The 17,107-nt window shown below is 63.2% G+C and carries 10 protein-coding genes; 2 read left to right on the top strand and 8 right to left on the bottom strand.

Features of this window, described 5'->3' with window-relative positions; genetic code table 11:
* Nucleotides 1-22 precede the first annotated feature (22 nt).
* Nucleotides 23-1,510, bottom strand: coding sequence for a hypothetical protein (locus ACOEQ2_RS06865; protein ID WP_419730638.1), 1,488 nt, complete (start codon nt 1,508-1,510; stop codon nt 23-25).
* Nucleotides 1,511-1,541: 31 nt separating this feature from the next.
* Nucleotides 1,542-3,167, bottom strand: a complete 1,626-nt coding sequence (locus ACOEQ2_RS06860; protein ID WP_419730637.1) for a hypothetical protein — start codon at nt 3,165-3,167, stop codon at nt 1,542-1,544.
* Nucleotides 3,168-3,426: 259 nt separating this feature from the next.
* Here ACOEQ2_RS06860 and ACOEQ2_RS06855 point away from each other — a divergent pair, with 259 nt between their 5' ends.
* Nucleotides 3,427-5,589, top strand: coding sequence for a winged helix-turn-helix domain-containing protein (locus ACOEQ2_RS06855; protein ID WP_419730636.1), 2,163 nt, complete (start codon nt 3,427-3,429; stop codon nt 5,587-5,589).
* A 141-nt stretch (nt 5,590-5,730) separates the two neighbouring features.
* The gene (locus tag ACOEQ2_RS06850) at nt 5,731-5,988 is read left to right on the top strand and encodes a hypothetical protein (RefSeq protein WP_419730635.1); all 258 of its coding nucleotides are present in this window, start codon (nt 5,731-5,733) and stop codon (nt 5,986-5,988) included.
* Nucleotides 5,989-7,803: 1,815 nt separating this feature from the next.
* On the opposite strand, the gene ACOEQ2_RS06845 is transcribed toward ACOEQ2_RS06850, so the two are convergent.
* The 6 genes from ACOEQ2_RS06845 to ACOEQ2_RS06820 form a co-directional block, all read right to left on the bottom strand.
* The gene (locus ACOEQ2_RS06845) at nt 7,804-8,559 is read right to left on the bottom strand and encodes a hypothetical protein (protein WP_419730634.1); all 756 of its coding nucleotides are present in this window, start codon (nt 8,557-8,559) and stop codon (nt 7,804-7,806) included.
* Between the two features lie 292 nt (nt 8,560-8,851).
* Nucleotides 8,852-10,069: an O-antigen ligase family protein gene (locus tag ACOEQ2_RS06840; protein WP_419730633.1), complete on the bottom strand. Its 1,218-nt coding sequence runs from the start codon at nt 10,067-10,069 to the stop codon at nt 8,852-8,854.
* Nucleotides 10,070-10,125: 56 nt separating this feature from the next.
* Nucleotides 10,126-12,117 (bottom strand): GumC family protein, encoded by a 1,992-nt coding sequence (locus tag ACOEQ2_RS06835; RefSeq protein ID WP_419730632.1) that lies wholly within the window; start codon nt 12,115-12,117, stop codon nt 10,126-10,128.
* Complete coding sequence (locus ACOEQ2_RS06830) at nt 12,114-14,468, bottom strand: glycosyltransferase (protein ID WP_419730631.1); 2,355 nt, start codon at nt 14,466-14,468, stop codon at nt 12,114-12,116. Before ACOEQ2_RS06830 ends, ACOEQ2_RS06835 begins: the two co-directional genes overlap by 4 nt.
* Nucleotides 14,469-14,478: 10 nt before the next feature.
* Nucleotides 14,479-15,339, bottom strand: coding sequence for a glycoside hydrolase family 16 protein (locus tag ACOEQ2_RS06825; protein WP_419730630.1), 861 nt, complete (start codon nt 15,337-15,339; stop codon nt 14,479-14,481).
* A gap of 182 nt (nt 15,340-15,521) precedes the next feature.
* A complete protein-coding gene (locus ACOEQ2_RS06820; protein ID WP_419730629.1) occupies nt 15,522-16,958 on the bottom strand; it encodes an exopolysaccharide biosynthesis polyprenyl glycosylphosphotransferase in 1,437 nt (478 codons plus the stop codon).
* Between the last annotated feature and the right edge of the window lie 149 nt (nt 16,959-17,107).

Below are 17,107 nucleotides of genomic sequence, written 5' to 3'. Positions count from 1 at the left end.
TGAACCTCCTGGGCTGTGCGCGCTACCAGGTGAGCGCGGGGTCGGGATCGGGCGTCATCGGCAGCGGCCGGCAGATGAAGGCGAGGATCGAGATCCTGTCGTCGGCCGGGTCGGTGGTTGCCGGTGTTGGCGCAGGTGCCGGGGCGGGTGCCGGGGCCGGCGCAGGTGCCGGGGCGGGCGGGGGCATGGGTCGCGGTGGAGGCACATGCACCGGTGCCGGGGCAGGCGGATGCGGCGGTGCGGCGATCGGCGGCCGGACCGGCTGCGGGTGAGGAAACGCCACCGGCATCGCCTGCAGCATCGGCATCGGACGACCGCCGGGAAGGATGCGCCGCGGGATCTCACCCGGCTCCGGCCCCTGTCCACCGAACCGGTTCCAGACCTCCGGCGGCAGCACCGGCCGGGGTAGCGCATGCACCGGCTGTGGCGCCTGGACGGTGCCGGCCGTCGTGCGGGCACCCGTGCCGGGCGGGGTGATCCGGATGTTGCGCACGAACACCACGGCAACGACGATCGCGGTCCAGCTGCCGGTCGGCGGCGTGGCCCCGTCGCTCAGGACCTTGCCGTCGGCGAACTTCCAGAAGCGCTGGTCGAAGATCGACGGGTCGAACCAGGGTCGGGTGACGGCGGCGGAACGGAACTCGAACGACACCGCTGCCGCCGTCGAGGCTCCTGGCGCGGGCGCCGGCGTATCGCCGAAGAGCGCGTGCAGCGCGGCGGGTGCGTTGGCCGACAGGCTGGCGATCTCGGCAGCAGTCAGATCCAGCGTGGTCCAGTCCTGCGCCACCAGGTCGGACGGGGCGAACCCGCTGGGAGCGTAGGTGGCGCCGCTGCTCGGGTTGGTGACGGAGTCGACCGACGGGTCGTAGCCGTGGCGCCAGCTCGTCCACATCGCCTGCGGCATGCGGGCCTCGCACCGCGCAAGGGTCGCCTGCGCGGCCTCCACGTCGGCCCTGCGGCCGGTGGTCTGCCAGGTCGTGTTGGCGGCGGCGATCGCTGCGCGCAGCAGTGGTTCACCGTCCGATTGCCAGGCTGCCAGTGCTGCGGTTCCGGCGGCGGTCGCTGTAACCTCGGCCGCCTTGTAGGCCTGCTCGGCGTTCAGCACCGCGTCGCGGCAGTGCTTGTAGGCGACGACGATCGGGCTGTCGGCCGTGCGGTTGTCGGCGTCGACAACGACCAGCAGCGCCCGCGCCGCCGCGTAGTCCGCCTGGTCCTGGGTGGAAAGATTGCCGGTGGCGAGCTGCATCGCCGTCAGCCACGCATCGTACTGGTCCCACAGCGTGGTCTCGCCATCGGCATTGTCGATCGGTCCGGTCAGGCACCGGCTGACCGCACGAGAGAAATCCTCGCACGCGGCGCCGACCGCGAGATCGGCCTGCGCCCTGCCGAAATCGAGGTCCTGCGGCCGGAACGAGATCGGCGTCAGGACGGGGAAGCTGAGGAACGTGTCCGGTGTTTCGAACACCAGCTTGGCCTTGGTCATCAAGGCGAGTTGCGTCGCGGCGTCCATGGCAGGAGCCTCCCCATGCCGGTCGTTGGGTTCAGATCCAGGTCTTGATGTCGGGCGACGGGTTCGGCGATTTCGGCAGCACGTGGCAGCGATAGCCGACCACCTGCATGCCCGGGACGCTCAGCCCCTGGTCGGTCCAGCTGTAGCCGTCGCTGCTGCTGCTGCTGGAGCTGCTGCTCGAGTGGCTTGCCCCGCCGCCGAGCGAGAACGGCCCGAGGGAGAAGCTGGCGCTGCCACCCTGGGCGCTGCTCTTCTGCTGCTCCATGAACGAGCGGAAGCCGGAGTTGTCGCCGAAATCGAGCATCAGGTTGCGGACCACGATCATCGAGGTCGGGTAGGCCGGCATCAGGCCGGCGGGCGGCATGCCGCCGTCGCTGAGCAGGTTGTTCTTCACGTCCGGATTGCCGGGATCGAAGCGCCAGGTCTTGCTGTTCAGGAACGACGTCTTGAACCAGGCGCGGGTAAGGGCGACCTGCATGATCTCGAACGACATCCTGCAGTATTTGGTACTGAAGTTGCCGCTATACTGGGCCTGCGACTTGGATCCACTGGCGCCGCCGCTGGCGCCGATGCCGAAGAAGCCGGCGGAGGCATGGGCCGACCAGCCGGTCGCGCTGAAGCTGTTGTTCGAGTAGCTCGCGAAGTCCGTCTCGCTGAAGTGGAATGTCGACCAGCCCGGTGCCTGGTAGAAGTCGCCCGGCGTGGCACCGGTGTAATAGAAATCGCTGCCCGAGCTGATGCCGGTCAGCTTCGCCTTGGCAAGGTCGTCCTTGTAGGCGGCGAGCAACAGCGACAGGTCGCGGCCCTCGACCTGGGCGATATAGGCGGCAATCTCCTCGTACTGGTTCTTGTAGCCGGTGGTCACCCAGTCCGACATCGCTGCGGTCACCAGGTTGCGCAGGATCGGCGCGTTGATGGCGAAATACTCGACCGATTGCGGGTCGTTGCCGGCCAGCGCGTTGATGCGTGCGCTGTTATAGGCGAGGGCGGCGTTGTCGTAGGCCGTCATCTTGGTGTTGTAGGCGATGACCATCGGGCTCGCGCCGATCACGTCGACCTCGGCGCCGCTGATCAGGTCGGTGGTCTTGGTGGTCGTGGTCAGCAGGCTGCGCAGGTGATCGATCTTCGCCTTCTCGTCATCGGGGATCACGCTTTCCATGATCTGGCTCATGGTCAGCGTCAGCTCGTAGACTTCCGAAAGCGTGCCGTTGTCGGTCTGGATCGCGAGTGTTGCCAATTGCTTGCCGTCGAGCGAGGCAACGTCCGGGATGAAATCGACCATGCGGGCGAAGGCCTCCGCCGCCTGATAGACGCCCTGCGTATCCTGGGCGCGAAGCTGCGACAGCTGTGCGTCGGTCAGGCCCTGCGGCGCCGGTGCGGGTGCGCTGGCCGCGCTGGTGCCGGTGCTGGACGCGGCACCCGCGGCCGGCGCCGGATTGGTTGCGGCCAGCAGGGTCTGCGCCGCAGCGGGCGTGACGACGCCGCTGAGGCCCTGGGTGAGGAAACGGAAATCATCGGCCGTCACGGCGACGCCGGGGGTCACGAAACTCAGGAAGTTGTCCGGCGACTTCGGCACGGTCGCGTCGCCGTTGGTCAGCACGTCATAGAACTTGGCCATGATCGAGTTCGACAGGACGCTTGGAGTAATGTCAGCCATTGCTGCGGTCCTTCCGGGAGCGGCGGGGGCGCCGTCATGAGGGTGCGTCGGGCAGCCCGAGGACCGCCTGCCCCGACGTCCCACCATGACCGGGCGGTCCAGGTCCTGAAGCCGCCGCTGAAAGGTTCTAAAAAAACCTGAAAGCGCGTCCGATCAGGGATTTGCGACCCGCGCCCGGGACGGGGGTCGCCTGCCTCGGGACGACGAGGGTTGGCGACACCTGATGCGGCGGATACGCTGGCGGGATATTATTTCGGTCATGGAGCGCATGTCAGAGCCAGGTTGCGCCCTCGCCAGCTACCGGTTCGACCGCTTCGTGCTCGAGCCGAGATCCCGGCTGCTGACGTCGGACGGGGTGGTGGTCCCGCTCAGCTCACGCGGCTTCGACATTCTTCAACTGCTGGTCGAGCAGCGTGGCCGGGTGGTCACCAAGGACGAGATCCTGGACTCGGTCTGGTCCGGCACCCTGGTCGAAGAGAACAACCTTGCGGTGCAGATCTCGGCTTTGCGCCGGGCACTTGGCGCCAACGGCCGCGCCTTCATCATCACGGTGCCTGGCCGGGGTTACCGCTTCGTGGCCGATGTCGACGAGCAGCGCGCGATGGAGCCGCCGGAGCAGCCATCGGTACGCCGCGATGCCGCGGACGGCGAGCCCTTGGGTCATGCGAGCGACCCGCCGCCGGCGGCCCCGAACCCGCCATCAGCACCAGGGCGACGACTGCTCGTGCGCGCCGGGCTCGGGGTGGGGATCGTGGTGACGATGGCGCTGGGCTTGTGGCTGTTCGATGCTCACCAGGCACCCCCACGGCTGTCGATCGTCGTGCTGCCGATCCGTAACCTCAGTGACGATACGGCACGGAATTACGTCGCCGATGCCATCACCGATGATCTGACCACGGAGCTCGCGCATCTGCCCGGGAGCGTGGTGATCGCCCGCGAGACCGCCGACAGCATCGCGATGCAGACACTGACGGCCGGGGAGATCGGCCGCCGGCTCAACGTCCGTTACCTGCTCGAGGGCAGCCTGCGTGCGGAGGATATGACGCTGCATATCAATGCGCAGTTGATCGAGACACGCGGCGGCACCCACCTCTGGGCGCAGCGTTTCGATGTTCCGCAGGCTCACCCGGGCCAGGCGCGTGACCAGATCGTCGCCCGGCTGGCGAGCGCGCTGGATATCGAGCTGGTGCGGGTGGAGGCGGCCCGCACCGGGCGTCGTCCCGACGATGCCGATGCCATCGACCTGTTCTTCCGCGCGCGCTCGATCCTCGACCATGACGACACGCTGCACGGCTTCAGCACCGCCCAGGCGCTTCTGACACGGGCGGTTTCCCTGCGGCCGGATTTCGCCGACGCGCACGCTGCCCTCGGCGAGGCACTGCTGCGCAAGATCCGCGACACCGACGATCCCGACGAGGCGGCCGATCACCAGGCTGCGCTGGCGTCCATCGCGCGGGCGCTGGCACTGTCCCCCGATAACGGGGTGGCGCTGGCGGCGCATGCTTACGCACAGTTCCTGGACGGCCATGTCACCGATGCCGCCTATAGCGCGGGGGCGGAACTGGCACTCGATCCCAACGACATCATGGCGCAGGACACGATCAGCAACTGCGCGTTGGCGCAGGGCCGGCTGGACGAGGCGGCAGACGCGCTGCAGACGATCATGCGACTGAATCCCGAAGGCGCACGCAGCCGGCAGCGGGCGCTCAGCCTCGGCACGCTGCGCCTGTTGCAGGGACGCTTGTCGGAGGCCGAGGACTGGGTGCGGCGCAGCATCGCGGGCGACCCCGACCCCCAGCCGGGGGACGACGATCTCGGCCGCGCCGAGGGGGCAAGGATGTTGCTGATCGCCATCGCCGGGCTTCGCGGCCGGACCGTGGAGGCGCACGCTCTGTATGCGCAATACGAACGGCTCTGGCCGCATCGCAGCGTCTGGCGCATCGCCGCCCTGACCCCGCGCTACATGTCGGCTCTGCCCGGCTACGCGCGCATGGCCGCCGCACTGCACGCGGCGGGGATGCCGTTGCATGCCGACGAGCGTGCGGACGATCATGTTCCCCCCGCCACGACACCGCTGCCAGAGACGACCTTCGGTGCGACGCCCATGAGCCTGCCTGGCGCGCGGACCCTGGATACCGCCGGGCTGGCGGCGATGATCCGCGACCACCGCGCCGGTGTCATCGTCGATGTCGGTTCCGGAGCCGCGGTCATCGAGGGCGCGCGATGGCCGGGGGAGGCCTGGTTGGCCGGAGCGCCTCCCGGCCAGACCGTGGTCGTCATGAGCGACGGCTTGTATGGCTCGGCCGGATACAATGCTGCACTCAAGCGCGTGCAGGCCGGCGACCGACAGGTGGCCTGGTATCGCGGCGGCGAGGAGGCGTGGAATGCTGCCGGCTATCCGGGCGTCGATCTGCGACAGTGACGTCCGGAGCCAGCGAGATTAACGCTTGCATCACGTTGGGAGAACGTCCGGATCATTATTATAACGGATTAAAATCACCATATCCCGTTGAGGTTTGTTATAGGGAAGCTCGAGTGCACAGGCGGGAGTAGCGTTATGTCCTTGAGCAAGACCACGGTGAACATCACCTTTACCTTCGAAGGCAGGGTGCCGGATGCAGCACAGCGCAAGCCGGCTGCGCAATTTCCGTTTGGTGGATTGGGCGTGAAGGAAATTACGATCGCCCCGATCGACCTGAGGGGACTCGATGGGGCGACAGCGGAGGCCGCGATCGCGAAGCAGGTCACTGCGCTCGCCCAGGTGACGCAGTGTCTTTCTCTTGCTTCCGTGCAGCTCGAGGAAGCGATAGCTGATCGGTAGGCGACGCGCGTTGACCGGGCAACACCGACCTGCGCGTTGCGCGCGAGCGGTATGGCCCTTCTGCTGCTCACCGGCAGATCGGTCTGCCTTGCTCGCGGAGGGCCTCCGATCCAATCGATGGTGTGGCGCGGGTGGCTTCCGGGGTTAAGGCTTCTCAGCTTCCGATAGGATATCGCTATACCCCTTGGGAAATTGCCGATGGGGATAGAGTGGCGTAATTAAGTGACAATCTGGAGAGGGATACGGACCATCACCGTCGTTGCCTTCATCATCTCACGCATGGCTCTGCCGTAGCCATGCGGACCGTATTGGGATCGCCGCGGGGCACCATCCGTAGTCTCGGAAGTTCGAGCACCAGCTAAATCTTGACACTTTCCTGTAACAAGGCGGCGTCGTAGTCATTTCGTCGAAGCACCATCAGCTTGCCGGGAAAGACCTCGATGCACTTTAAAGCGCCGCCATCCTGGCTTGATGCCTCTTCCTCTCGTCGGAACTCTTTTGGCACCATTAGGCTTCATCGATGATAGAACGGCTGATGTCGATATTTCCTTAATCTAGCCAACAACCAGGTACTGGCCGTCATCAAGACGCTTAAGTTCGGCTACAATCGGGTCATCGTTCGATGAAGTTCTCCGCCCCTCGTAGCCGCGCTTACAGCACGACCAAGTGTCAAGCACTCAGAAACGCCCTCTTCGACACGACGCGCATCGTACTTTCTGCGCGATGACCAGACATAAGCACGGCCTAATATGCCTGCCGCACCTTCTCAGAACGATCTCGTCTCCGATGAAATCAGACATATCAAGCTCGTAAACATAGCGATTGTGAAATACTGAACAATCAGGTCTTTACTGATTTGGGAAATATAAAAATGAAGGAAGGTCTTCACCCTGTAAGCTTCAGAGGTAGCGGCACGACCTACGTTGATAACGTCGGGCTTGCGTTTTATCGAATATTGATAGTATACTCTATATTATTGTTTCTAGCTATTTCTGTTCTTGTGTACTATTTTGCATATGACGGAGATAGAATGTTCCGAGCCTTATTTGGAGACCCTGTCGTCAACAAGCTTCGTATCGTCGTTATCATCCTGCCATTCACCCTCGTCGCGGCGATACCGATTTTTCTACTTCGTTCCCGAATCGAAGATAATGCAAGGCAGTACGCCAAGACCGACACATAACAGTGCCGCAGGCTATTAGTGTGAATGAGAATCGACGCCGCGCTGTTTTTTGTGACCAAGAAGGTCCGGCGTGCCGCTGACGCGGAAGTCTCGCAGTGTGCCGCGGTTGGACGACCGGCAGGACATGAGCGGGATCGTGCACTTCATGAAGTCTATCGGCCGCTGAGTCGGGTCCCCAGCGACCTAGGGCTCGCGCAGCACGCTCGGCAATCCCGTCGTCCTTTGGGGTGCGAGTCTGGGTCTGGGAGAAAATGTTCGAGGGACTGCGGCGGCATACGGACCACCGGCCGAACTCCTGCTCGCCAGCACACCCGTCAGAACGCTTCCTGCGCCGGCGGCGGAAAGGGGGCGGCACGACTAGGCGATCGGCACCGGCCCAGGCGGACGCATCACTGAAATCTTCACTCCGCCCGACGGGCTGAGACGTTCGGTCGTGTTCTCGTTCAGCCGAGGCGCCGCTGCAGGATCTGCCAACCCAAGGTTCTGGTCATGGCGGATCGCAGGAACGACACCAACCTACGACACGCTTGCTGACACTTTGCCAGCGCTGCCTACCTTGCGGCCGCCGTCAGCTACCCTTTAGTAATTTCGACCGCATGAGAAAGAGCAGTATGCGTCGAACTGGACGTGCATCAAGATAATCTCTTCTTGCCGAAAACCCGCTCGCCAAAGAATCGGCGACGATTGGCCGGAGTGATTCCGAATCCAATTTCAAGCATGAGACGCGGGGCCGCGCGGGCGAGGCTGCCAGCGTGATAACCGTAAGGATCTTCCGCAAAACCAGATCCGGCGTCGCCGTGTATCGGAGACAGGCGGTCTGCGCCGTATGTTGCGAGCACCTCTTCCATGGGGCGGCCAACTGTGATGGAAAATTGGTGCTTAAGAGCGTGATGCCTATGCGTACCCTTCAGATACAGGTGTGGGCCGGCGTCGGCATCTACCGGTGTAATATAGAAAAAGTATTTCAGCATGCGCCAGTCATCGAGATCGAAATGGAGCATTTCTCTCGGGGTGGTCGGCTTGGAGTCGGCATCGGTCATCGACGCAGGAAAGCTCCACCACAGGCGGGTGCTGATGATTTTCGCTTTGTGGCCGAGATATTCCCTGGCAACAGCGTTGAGCAGGCTGTCAGCCTGAACAGCCATAGCCGCACGGCACTCCTCGATCCGCTCGAAGTAGTGACCGCTGGTCACGGGGTTATGCGCTGACTGCCGGGCAAGGTGCTCTTCGGGGGTCAAATCCAGATCGCGATCATGGTTTCCGAAACAACTGGTTTCCTGCGCGAACGCAAGAATCTGCGATGTGATGTCATCCGGCAGCCTGAGGTCACTGAAGATGCCGTCCATTCGAAGTGCGGCAAGAATTTCAGCTGCTTTCGGCAAGAACATCGAGGCCCCCTGGTCATGTGGAGGATACACTCGATGCCGATCCGGAGCGTAAAGGCGTCTGCCCAACGTAGTTCGGCCCAAGGTGAACATAATGAGCCAACGGGGATCTTCTCTGAAATCACTCAGATATGTCGGAAGACGCTCCCACATCCGGGCAAGAATCGATCGTTCCCGCGCGATAAGTTCCAGGCTTTTAGCTGTGTTCATGATATGTCAACTCCTGTCACTATCGGGGACCCCTGGGCGTCTTGAAGTCGCACGGGAGACATGAAGACGTCGCATATTTCAAAGACTAAAACCGATAGTCTCTACTAGTATTGGTTCCATAGACCCAAATGACCGGCAGCAGAAAACTGCCGGGTGAGAATGGATCAAGGAAGTCGAGCTCGACGGGGAATCGGATAGCATAGAAGACCATCAAGCCAATTAAGAATGCCGTCTCCGGACCTGGTCGCTGCAGGCATGATCGCACCGTCGCGACGCCAGCTGCCATCAAGAAGCCTGCCATCAGCACGACCCCGACCTGACCCAATTCAACAGCGGTCTCGTAATACAGGTTGTGGAAATGGAATCCCGCCCGACTCTCGATCTGCGCGTAGCGCCAGAGGCCTTCCGCTTCCACGTGGCCCTGCACCCAAAAAGACTGATAGCCAAGTCCCAGTATCGGGCGCATGGCGATGTACTCCCTTGCCCGCGACCACAGGAAGGTCCGGCCGGTCAGGCTGGTGTCCTTTCCGGCAGCAGCGAGGGTGGACGACACGTCGAACCCTTCCTGGAGGGCCACGGTGATGACGAGAATCAGACCGATTGCGATGATCGCGGTGAGGGCTAGCAGCAGGTTGCGCTGCCGTGGCGGCAGCCTTGCCAGAAGAAGGACTGCGGCTGCAGTGCCGATCCCGCCGCCTCCGGCAAACAGCGCCCCCAGCGAGTGCGCCTTGATGAGGATCACCGGGTCCAGCAACAGACCCAGGCTCGCGAGAAGCCGCAGGACGACCGGCTGGCGACGGTCGGCCAGCACGGGAACGCTGCTGATCATGGACAGGCAGGCAAAGCACGCCAGGTTGTTTTTGCTGCCGAACATGCCGACAAGGGCCACCTCGCCGGTTGTTCCCACGGCGGCCGTGGTGTGGAAGACGGCACTGAGTACCATGCCAATCAGCAGCGCGCACATGAACGACGAGATCAGCCCGCGCTCACTTTGCGCGCGCGCGGCAACGATGGCGATTGCGGTGAACAACAGGAATTCGCTCCCGAGCTTGAGCGAGATGGCAGGCTCAATCGACCAGATCGCGGATATCGATGCGAAGAATGGCAAGAGCCAGGGCAGCCGATAGCTCTCCAGACACGACAGGCAGCGTTTCGGCCACGCGGCGATGTAAAGCAGCCAGGCTCCGACGCAAACGGCCATGCCAAGCGAGCCGATCCGTGTCGCGACGACGAAGCCGGTAAAGGAGACGAAGGACACCCACCAGATCGGCTCCACCACCCGGTTCGGGCGCGGGCGGAACACCGCGTTGACTTGGTCCCGCACAGGTGGAGCGGGGAGGAGTTGGCCTGCGCCGACCATCAGCCGGCTGCACCGACCCGGGTCAGCACGGCGCCGAACAGCATACGCGGATCCAGCCCGGCGATACGAAGACCCTCGGTCAGGGCAGCGGCGCTCGTGCGCGCTGCCTGAACCACAAGCACCAGGTTGGTGATGTCAGAGAAGACTGCATGCGCCTGCGATGGCTCGGACAAGGCCGGGAGATCAACGACGATGACGTCGTGATCGCGGCGAAGCACCTCAAGCTGGCCGCGGATCTGAGCCTGAGTCTGGCGGCGTTTGCCGGACAGGTCGAGGAGAGTGACGGAGTATCCGGAGGCGGCGAGGGATGGGACGAGGTGGCGGGCAATCGTGCTGGTTCCAGCGCCGTGAGCCAGGGAAACCAGACCGATCAGGCGTCCCCGGCCGGTCGCGGCTGGTGGTTGGACCCGGAGTTGCAGACGCTGGATCCCCAGGCTGAATAGCGTGTCGGGATACGTAACGACAGGAGAGCTCGCTGCGGGATCCAGACCAGGCGGCTCTGGTAGGATGGATGTTTCCGGCAGCGTCGCCAGGCAAGCAAGCCCGGTCTGTGTTTCCAGGTCGGCAGCACTGCGCAGCCGGCGGTCGAGCGCCTCGCGCACCAGACTGAGCCCGAAGCCGAAACCCAAGCCCGCGACGATCGACGCGAGCAGGATGAGCTTGCCCTGGGGCTTGCTCTTCGACAGGGGCGGCCGGGCAGGGGTGATGACGCGAGCATCGGCGACTGGGAACGATTCGTCCTGCGTCGACTGAACCGCGCGCTGCAGGAAGCCGCTATAGAGGGCGCGATAGGCGTCCGCGGCGCTCTGCAGCGACCGCAACGTCGCACGATCCATGTTGGACGAGGCTGAGCGCGCCACCATCGCATCGAGTTGGGCGCGCAGTGCTGCCTGGCTGGCAAGAGCTACCTCGAGATCGCTATCAGCGGTTCTTTCGATCCGGCCCATCTCGCTGCCGATCGAGCCCTGCAGTGACGCCATCTCCTTGCGCAAGGATACGGCGGCGAGGTGATCCGGGCCGAAGCGCGCCGACCATTCGGTGACGCGCTGCGCGTCGTTCAGGTAGCGTTCGCGCAGGTTATTGATCACCGGGCTGGTCAGGGCTTCGGAGACGGTGGCTTTAGCGCTCCCACTGCCGACAGCTTGCCTGATCCGGTCCAGCCGCGCTCGGGCGACGGCGGTCTTCCCTTGGGCCGCCACCAACTGGCTGCTGAGCTCGGTGATCTGTTGGTCGTCGAGCGTCCCGTGGCCTGTATCGACGATGCCATTTTTCGCTTTAAAGGCCTGGACGGCCTGGTCAGCCCGCAGCGCCTTGTCGCGCGCCTCGGCGAGCCGGCCCTCCAACCATCCGGAAGCCTGTCGGTTGGCACTGGTTCGATCGCCGATCTGCCCGGCGACATAGGCGTTGATCAATCCGTTGGCCAGCCGGGCCGCGAGGGCGCCGGAAGTGGCGGTGGCATCGACCTCGATCACGTAGGTCAGTCCGATCCTGTGCGGATTGATCATCGACAGGAGCTGCTGGGCAAGGCGATCCGTCGTGACCGCCCTATCGTTCACGCGGTCGATGGGCGCGAGCGGGGAATGGCGCCAGGGCCCGACCATGCGAGACAGCAACGACGGCCTTGCCGAGAATGCTGGATCGTCTGCGAGATCAAGCCGCTCGACAACCTGCCTTGCCAGGCCGGAAGAGCGAAGGACCTCCACCTGGCTCTCGATCATCGCGTTCTCGATTTGCGCATCGGAAACCAGCGGACGTTGCCGCAACAGATCGGTCTGACGGGTGTCGATCAGCAGAGTGGCGCTGGCCGTGAAGCGCGGGGTCGCAGTGAGCGTATAGAGCAGGGCGACGATCACCGCGCCGCCAACGCAAGCCGACTGCAACCTCGAGTTGCGGCGCAAGAAGACCATGAGATCGCCGATCCAGGTGAACGGCGGCTGGCCAACCGAGCCTGCAGCCAGAAACGCCACGTCATTAGCGAGCGGCGCGTTCATGATGCGGCATCCTTAGATTTGATTTTGGCTTTGGTTTGGTCGCCGGGATCCGGCGGAGGCGGACTTGCGTGGCGGCCAACCCATCTTCCCGTGCTGTCAGCGAAATCGAGCAACCCGCGGTAGCAGGTTTCAGGGGAGAAATATCTTTGCGCAATTTCCAATGCAGCTTCTCCAAGGCTCGCCCGCGCCGCCTGGTTGAGCAGAAGCCCGGCCGCAGCCGCGACAAACGCCTCGGCTGTGTCTGCCTGGATCACGGCGCCCGACACCAGGTCGCCGACACCCTGGAGGGTCGTTCCGGTAGCGATGATTGCTTTTCCGTGGCCAAGCGCCTCGATCAGCTTGATTTTCAGCCCGGAGCCCAGGCGCAGGGGTGAGATCACGATCCCCGCCTCGCGATAGGCCGCGTCCAGATCGTCCACCCGCCCTAGAAGCGTGACACCGGGCATCGCGCCGGAGAGGCCGCCGCAGCAGCTCCCGGCGATCCGCAGTCTGGCCAGTGGGAACTGTTGCAGGATCGCCGGCCACGCCTCGTCGAGGAACCATCGGATCCCGTCAAGATTGGGGAGCGTGTTGCTGCCAACGAAGAGCAGGCTTCCACTTTCGCCGGGTCGAGGTGCAGCGACCGGTTGTACTGCCATGGGCGCCAGGATGACCGGCGTACCCGGCAGAAGCCGCCTGATCTTGTCGGCTTCTTCGGACTGGATGGCGAGCACGGCGTCGGCTTTTGCGAGAAGCATCGCCTCAGTCTGCGGATCGAGATGGATCACGGCGCGCCGGGTGTCCTGATCGGAGAAGAAGTCGTGCATGACGACAACGCTCGGGACGCACGGCTGCAGCACGAACGGGATTGCCTCGTTCAGGAACGCGTAGTCGGTGATGATCAGCGTTGCGTCGCGCGGGGTACTAGAGATGAAGAGGCGGTCTGCGTCGGTCAGCGGCACGGCTATGGCGTGCGGCGCCTTCTGGCCCAAGGGAGTGATTTCGATCCGGAGCCGGCGGAGCAGCCGGTCGGCTATCGCCCCCGCCGCACGCAGCGCGATACGTGGATCGCGCGCAACAATAAGCCGGCCGACGCGCCACGACCCACGAATCCTGATCGATGAAAATACGTCCATCACTGGATCGAGACGCAGAACAGGCCACCGCCCGAACATTGCAGGCGATGGCGAAATGAGGTCGATCTCATAACCATTCCGTCGGAGGTATGTGCAAATGCCGAGCAGATAGGCGGAGCTTCCGTTGGTGGCGCCGACGATCCGTTGTCGCGACAGCAGGGCCGCGCGACGTCCGGATATCGGTACCACGGGCTGCATGCGAGAATCGCGTCGCAGTACCCGCCGGAGCCGGTCCTGCAAGGGAATCACCAGCAGGGCCGCGACTCCGGGCCTGCTCAAGCAGAGCAGCGTCGCGCTGATCCAGCGCCGTTCCTTCAGGGTCGCAACCAGGCCCTCGAAATCTATGGCACGCCGGATCGTGCTGCGACGTCGATCTAGTGCGGCCCGGATCTCAGGTGGGCGTGTTTCGGCCGGTTGTGCGGCGCGCAACCGGTCGTCAGCGTCCAGCATCGGTTGCAGCGTGCAGATCGACAAACGATGAGAGACCGAGTGATGATGACGGCGGTAGAAGTAAGTAAGATGCGGGCTGATCCGGAAATGCGCGCCCGCAAGAAGCAGACGCAGCACGAGGTCATAATCCTCGGCGATCCGAAGGCCAGGATCATAGCGGCAACCTGCCTGTGCCAGGAATACGCTGCTGAAGACAGGTTTGAGATAGCCGAGAGGTGCGCCCCTGGAAAAGAAAGTGTTGGAGTTGATGTAGTCCGCAACCAAGACTGGGCCGCCAGGGATCTGCCGCCTGGTAAGGAGCGGATGGCTCGGCATCAGCCGGGCATCGTCGAACACGATCTGATTGTCGGCGACAATGTCGGCACCGGTCGCCTCCGCGGAGTCGAGCAGGATCTCGAGGCGGCTGGGATGCATGATGTCGTCACTGTCCAGCACGGCAATCCAGCATCCGCGTGCGACATCCAGGGCTAGATTGCGCGCCGCGGCGGGACCGCCATTGCCCAAGGTGTGCAGGAGGGCAACCCTGGGATCACCTGCGGCATACTGGGTCACGAGCTCTACACTGTTGTCGGTCGACCCGTCATCGACAACGATGATCTCGAGATCACGGATGGTCTGGCGCGACGCGGAGGCCAGGGCGTCGAGGATGAAGGGCGCGCCGTTATAGTTTGCCATCACGATGCTGACGCGCGGCCTCGGAGACCACTCCGGAGCTTCGTGCGGGTGCAGCGCCGAAGCAGGCGCCTTTCCGTCCATCATCGGAATTGCCAACAGGTTCGCCGACATCTGCGCTCCGTCAGCGGCTGGCATTGGGGTTCCGGGTCCAGATCCCGATCGACCGGATCGCCAGGCATGCCGGGAATTGGGTTCGTACGGTTGGCGGACCGGGCCAGCTTCCTAAGCCCCCGACCGCAAGGTTGACGATCAGGTAGAACGGCTTGCGCATATCGGCGGGCGTTGGCCTGCTGCCGACGGCAACGCCATCGATATAGAAGGTGATGGTCCGCGTCGTCCAATCTAGACCGTAACGGTGGTAGTCGGTCGAAAGGTCAATTGTGCGCCCGGTCTTCTCGGTCGTTGTGCTCCCGTTATAGCTGTCAGGCTGCGATGCTACCCAACTCCTGTCGCCGCTGTGAATCGAGAAATACGCAGTGCGAACATCGTCGCCGAGAATCTCGGTGATATCGATCTCTGGCGGCCACGACTGGTCGATGGGGAGGAGCCAGAAGGCGGGCCAGAGTCCTGGACCCGACGGCACCTTTGCTGTCACCTCGAAATAGCCGTAGGTCTGGCTAAATGGGTAGGTGTTGAAACTTCCCGAGAGGTATTGTCGCGGCATGTCGGCGGGTAACGTTGCCGCTGCCCTTGCGGGTATTGGCGTTGCGGTTAGCAGAAGCACATCATCCAGGATCGAGAACGGATCGATCCCGAGATCTGTCAACGCGTCGCCATTTGGATAGGCCTCTTTCTCATTAGAAAGAGATGCCCAGGCGGGGGCGGATAACGCGTTTTTCCTGTAAGGTGAGCGCAGCCCGCTCATCATTCCGGCGCTGAGCACGAAGCCGGGATCGTTGAACGGCCTCGCTATTGGTGGCCAGGGCATCGGTCCGGTGCGCCAGTGCGGCATCGTCCTGAAGTTGAGGTTCAGAGTTTCCACTGGGGCCGCCTGGCTCCACGCCGGGTGGCAGGTTCCCATAGCTAAAGCGACAACAAGGAGTGCGTAGGTCGCACAAGCGAAGGTCCGCCTCCGCGCCATGGCTCCGCGGGCAAGGGCCTGAAGTGGCGAGATGTGCCGCGTGAAGCGATGTGCCACTAGCGCGTCGAGGGATTTTCGCATGCTCAGACATTTCCGGAGGGTGGCATAAGCATCGACGGGATCGTGCGGACCATGATCTCCAGGTCGCGCAGCGGCGACCACTTGCCGATATACTGGAAGTCGAACTCGACGCGCTTACGCAGTTGCTCTTCCGTATCGGTATTGCCACGCCATCCATTCACTTGCGCCCAGCCGGTCATGCCCGGTTTGACGCGGTAGCGAAGCATGTATTCCGGAATGACTTCGGCGTAGATACGACCGTCGGCCTTGGCACGCGGGGCGTGGGGACGCGGACCTACCAGGGACATCTGCCCGAACAGCACGTTGAAGACCTGCGGCAACTCGTCGATCGAGTATTTCCGCAGATACCGCCCGACACGGGTGACGCGGCGGTCGCCCGAGGTTACGAGCGTCTCCGCCGCCGCGTCCGCCTGTGCCACATGCAGTGAGCGGAACTTCAAGATGCTGAATTGGCGGCCGTATTGACCAGAGCGCATCTGTCGGAACAGGACCGGGCCCTTGCTATCCACCTTAATGAACAGGGCAACGAGGAGGAATAGCGGGATCAATGGGAACAATAATGCACATACACCCAGGATGTCGACACTACGTTTAAAAACCGCGCCCGCAGCTGAGAAAGGCGGGATCATCAGCGTTGGCATGACAACACCAAGGAACTGCCCGTCGCCTCTGCCTACCAGTGCGGGCGGCACGTGGTCGGGTATCAACTTTACGGTCAAGGGCAGAAATCGCAGCCGCTCTAGAAGCTCGGAAATTCGGATACCGGCGGACCAGGGAAGCGCCATGTAAACTTCGTCGAGTTCGGCGTTATGAATGTAGTTTACAAGATCGCTGACCGTGCCCAAGCAAGGTAGGAGCTCCGTGAGCGGTCCTGGCCGATCGAGCCTGTCGTCGAAGAAACCAACGGTTTGAAAACGCGATCTGCGATCCGCGCCGATCTGGGCCAGCATCATCGCCGCGGAGTGGCTGTTGCCAATGAAGGCGATAGGCCGACGGGGCAGGCAGCCGGCAAGCGCGGTCGCGATGAGGCGCCTGACTACGCTACGTGTTCCGAGGATGCAGAAGATCGAAAACCCGAACCAGACGATCAGCGCCTCGATATCAAGTTGCGCATGGCTTCGTGTGGCGACCAGTCCAAGCAGCAGCGCCAGCCAGAGCAGCCAGGCAGCTTCCTCCTCGCGTCGTTTCACCGCCTCGCGGACAATCGTGGCAATCGCGGAGATCACGACGTAGGCTAGGGTCAGGCCATAGATTTCGTCGTACGTGGCAAGATGCGGCGCGATGTCGAGTGCGATCATGCTGCCGAGCAGAACCGCCAGTGCCTCGAGTGCCAGACCACCGATCACAAACGCCAGGTATAGTCCGCGATAGAGCCATTGGCCCCTCTCGGCTCCCAGCACCGCGGCAGGCGGTGACGTCAGTCTCAAGTCAACGTTCATGCGTGTCCTCGAAGTCTGCCGCAAGAGGTTGGAAATCTGTCAATGCGAGACTGCAGCGTACGGTCGGGATAGACTTTCTGCATCGACCTGGGCTGACGCAGTCGGACGAAGACACGCCTTCGCAAATCTGTCCCGTCTGAACTAGATTA

It is taken from the genome of Lichenicola sp. (assembly GCF_965198575.1).
Taxonomy (GTDB): domain Bacteria; phylum Pseudomonadota; class Alphaproteobacteria; order Acetobacterales; family Acetobacteraceae; genus Lichenicola.
The sequence above is the reverse complement of the archived record's forward strand: the minus strand, read 5'-3'. Positions and strand labels throughout refer to the sequence as shown.

Bases quoted from the DNA above. Each gene is read 5' to 3' on its own strand.
- ACOEQ2_RS06865 (WP_419730638.1), bottom strand. From the start codon at position 1,510: ATGGACGCCGCGACGCAACTCGCCTTGATGACCAAGGCCAAGCTGGTG.
- ACOEQ2_RS06860 (WP_419730637.1), bottom strand. From the start codon at position 3,167: ATGGCTGACATTACTCCAAGCGTCCTGTCGAACTCGATCATGGCCAAG.
- ACOEQ2_RS06855 (WP_419730636.1), top strand. From the start codon at position 3,427: ATGGAGCGCATGTCAGAGCCAGGTTGCGCCCTCGCCAGCTACCGGTTC.
- ACOEQ2_RS06845 (WP_419730634.1), bottom strand. From the start codon at position 8,559: ATGTTCTTGCCGAAAGCAGCTGAAATTCTTGCCGCACTTCGAATGGAC.
- ACOEQ2_RS06835 (WP_419730632.1), bottom strand. From the start codon at position 12,117: ATGAACGCGCCGCTCGCTAATGACGTGGCGTTTCTGGCTGCAGGCTCG.
- ACOEQ2_RS06830 (WP_419730631.1), bottom strand. From the start codon at position 14,468: ATGTCGGCGAACCTGTTGGCAATTCCGATGATGGACGGAAAGGCGCCT.
- ACOEQ2_RS06820 (WP_419730629.1), bottom strand. From the start codon at position 16,958: ATGAACGTTGACTTGAGACTGACGTCACCGCCTGCCGCGGTGCTGGGA.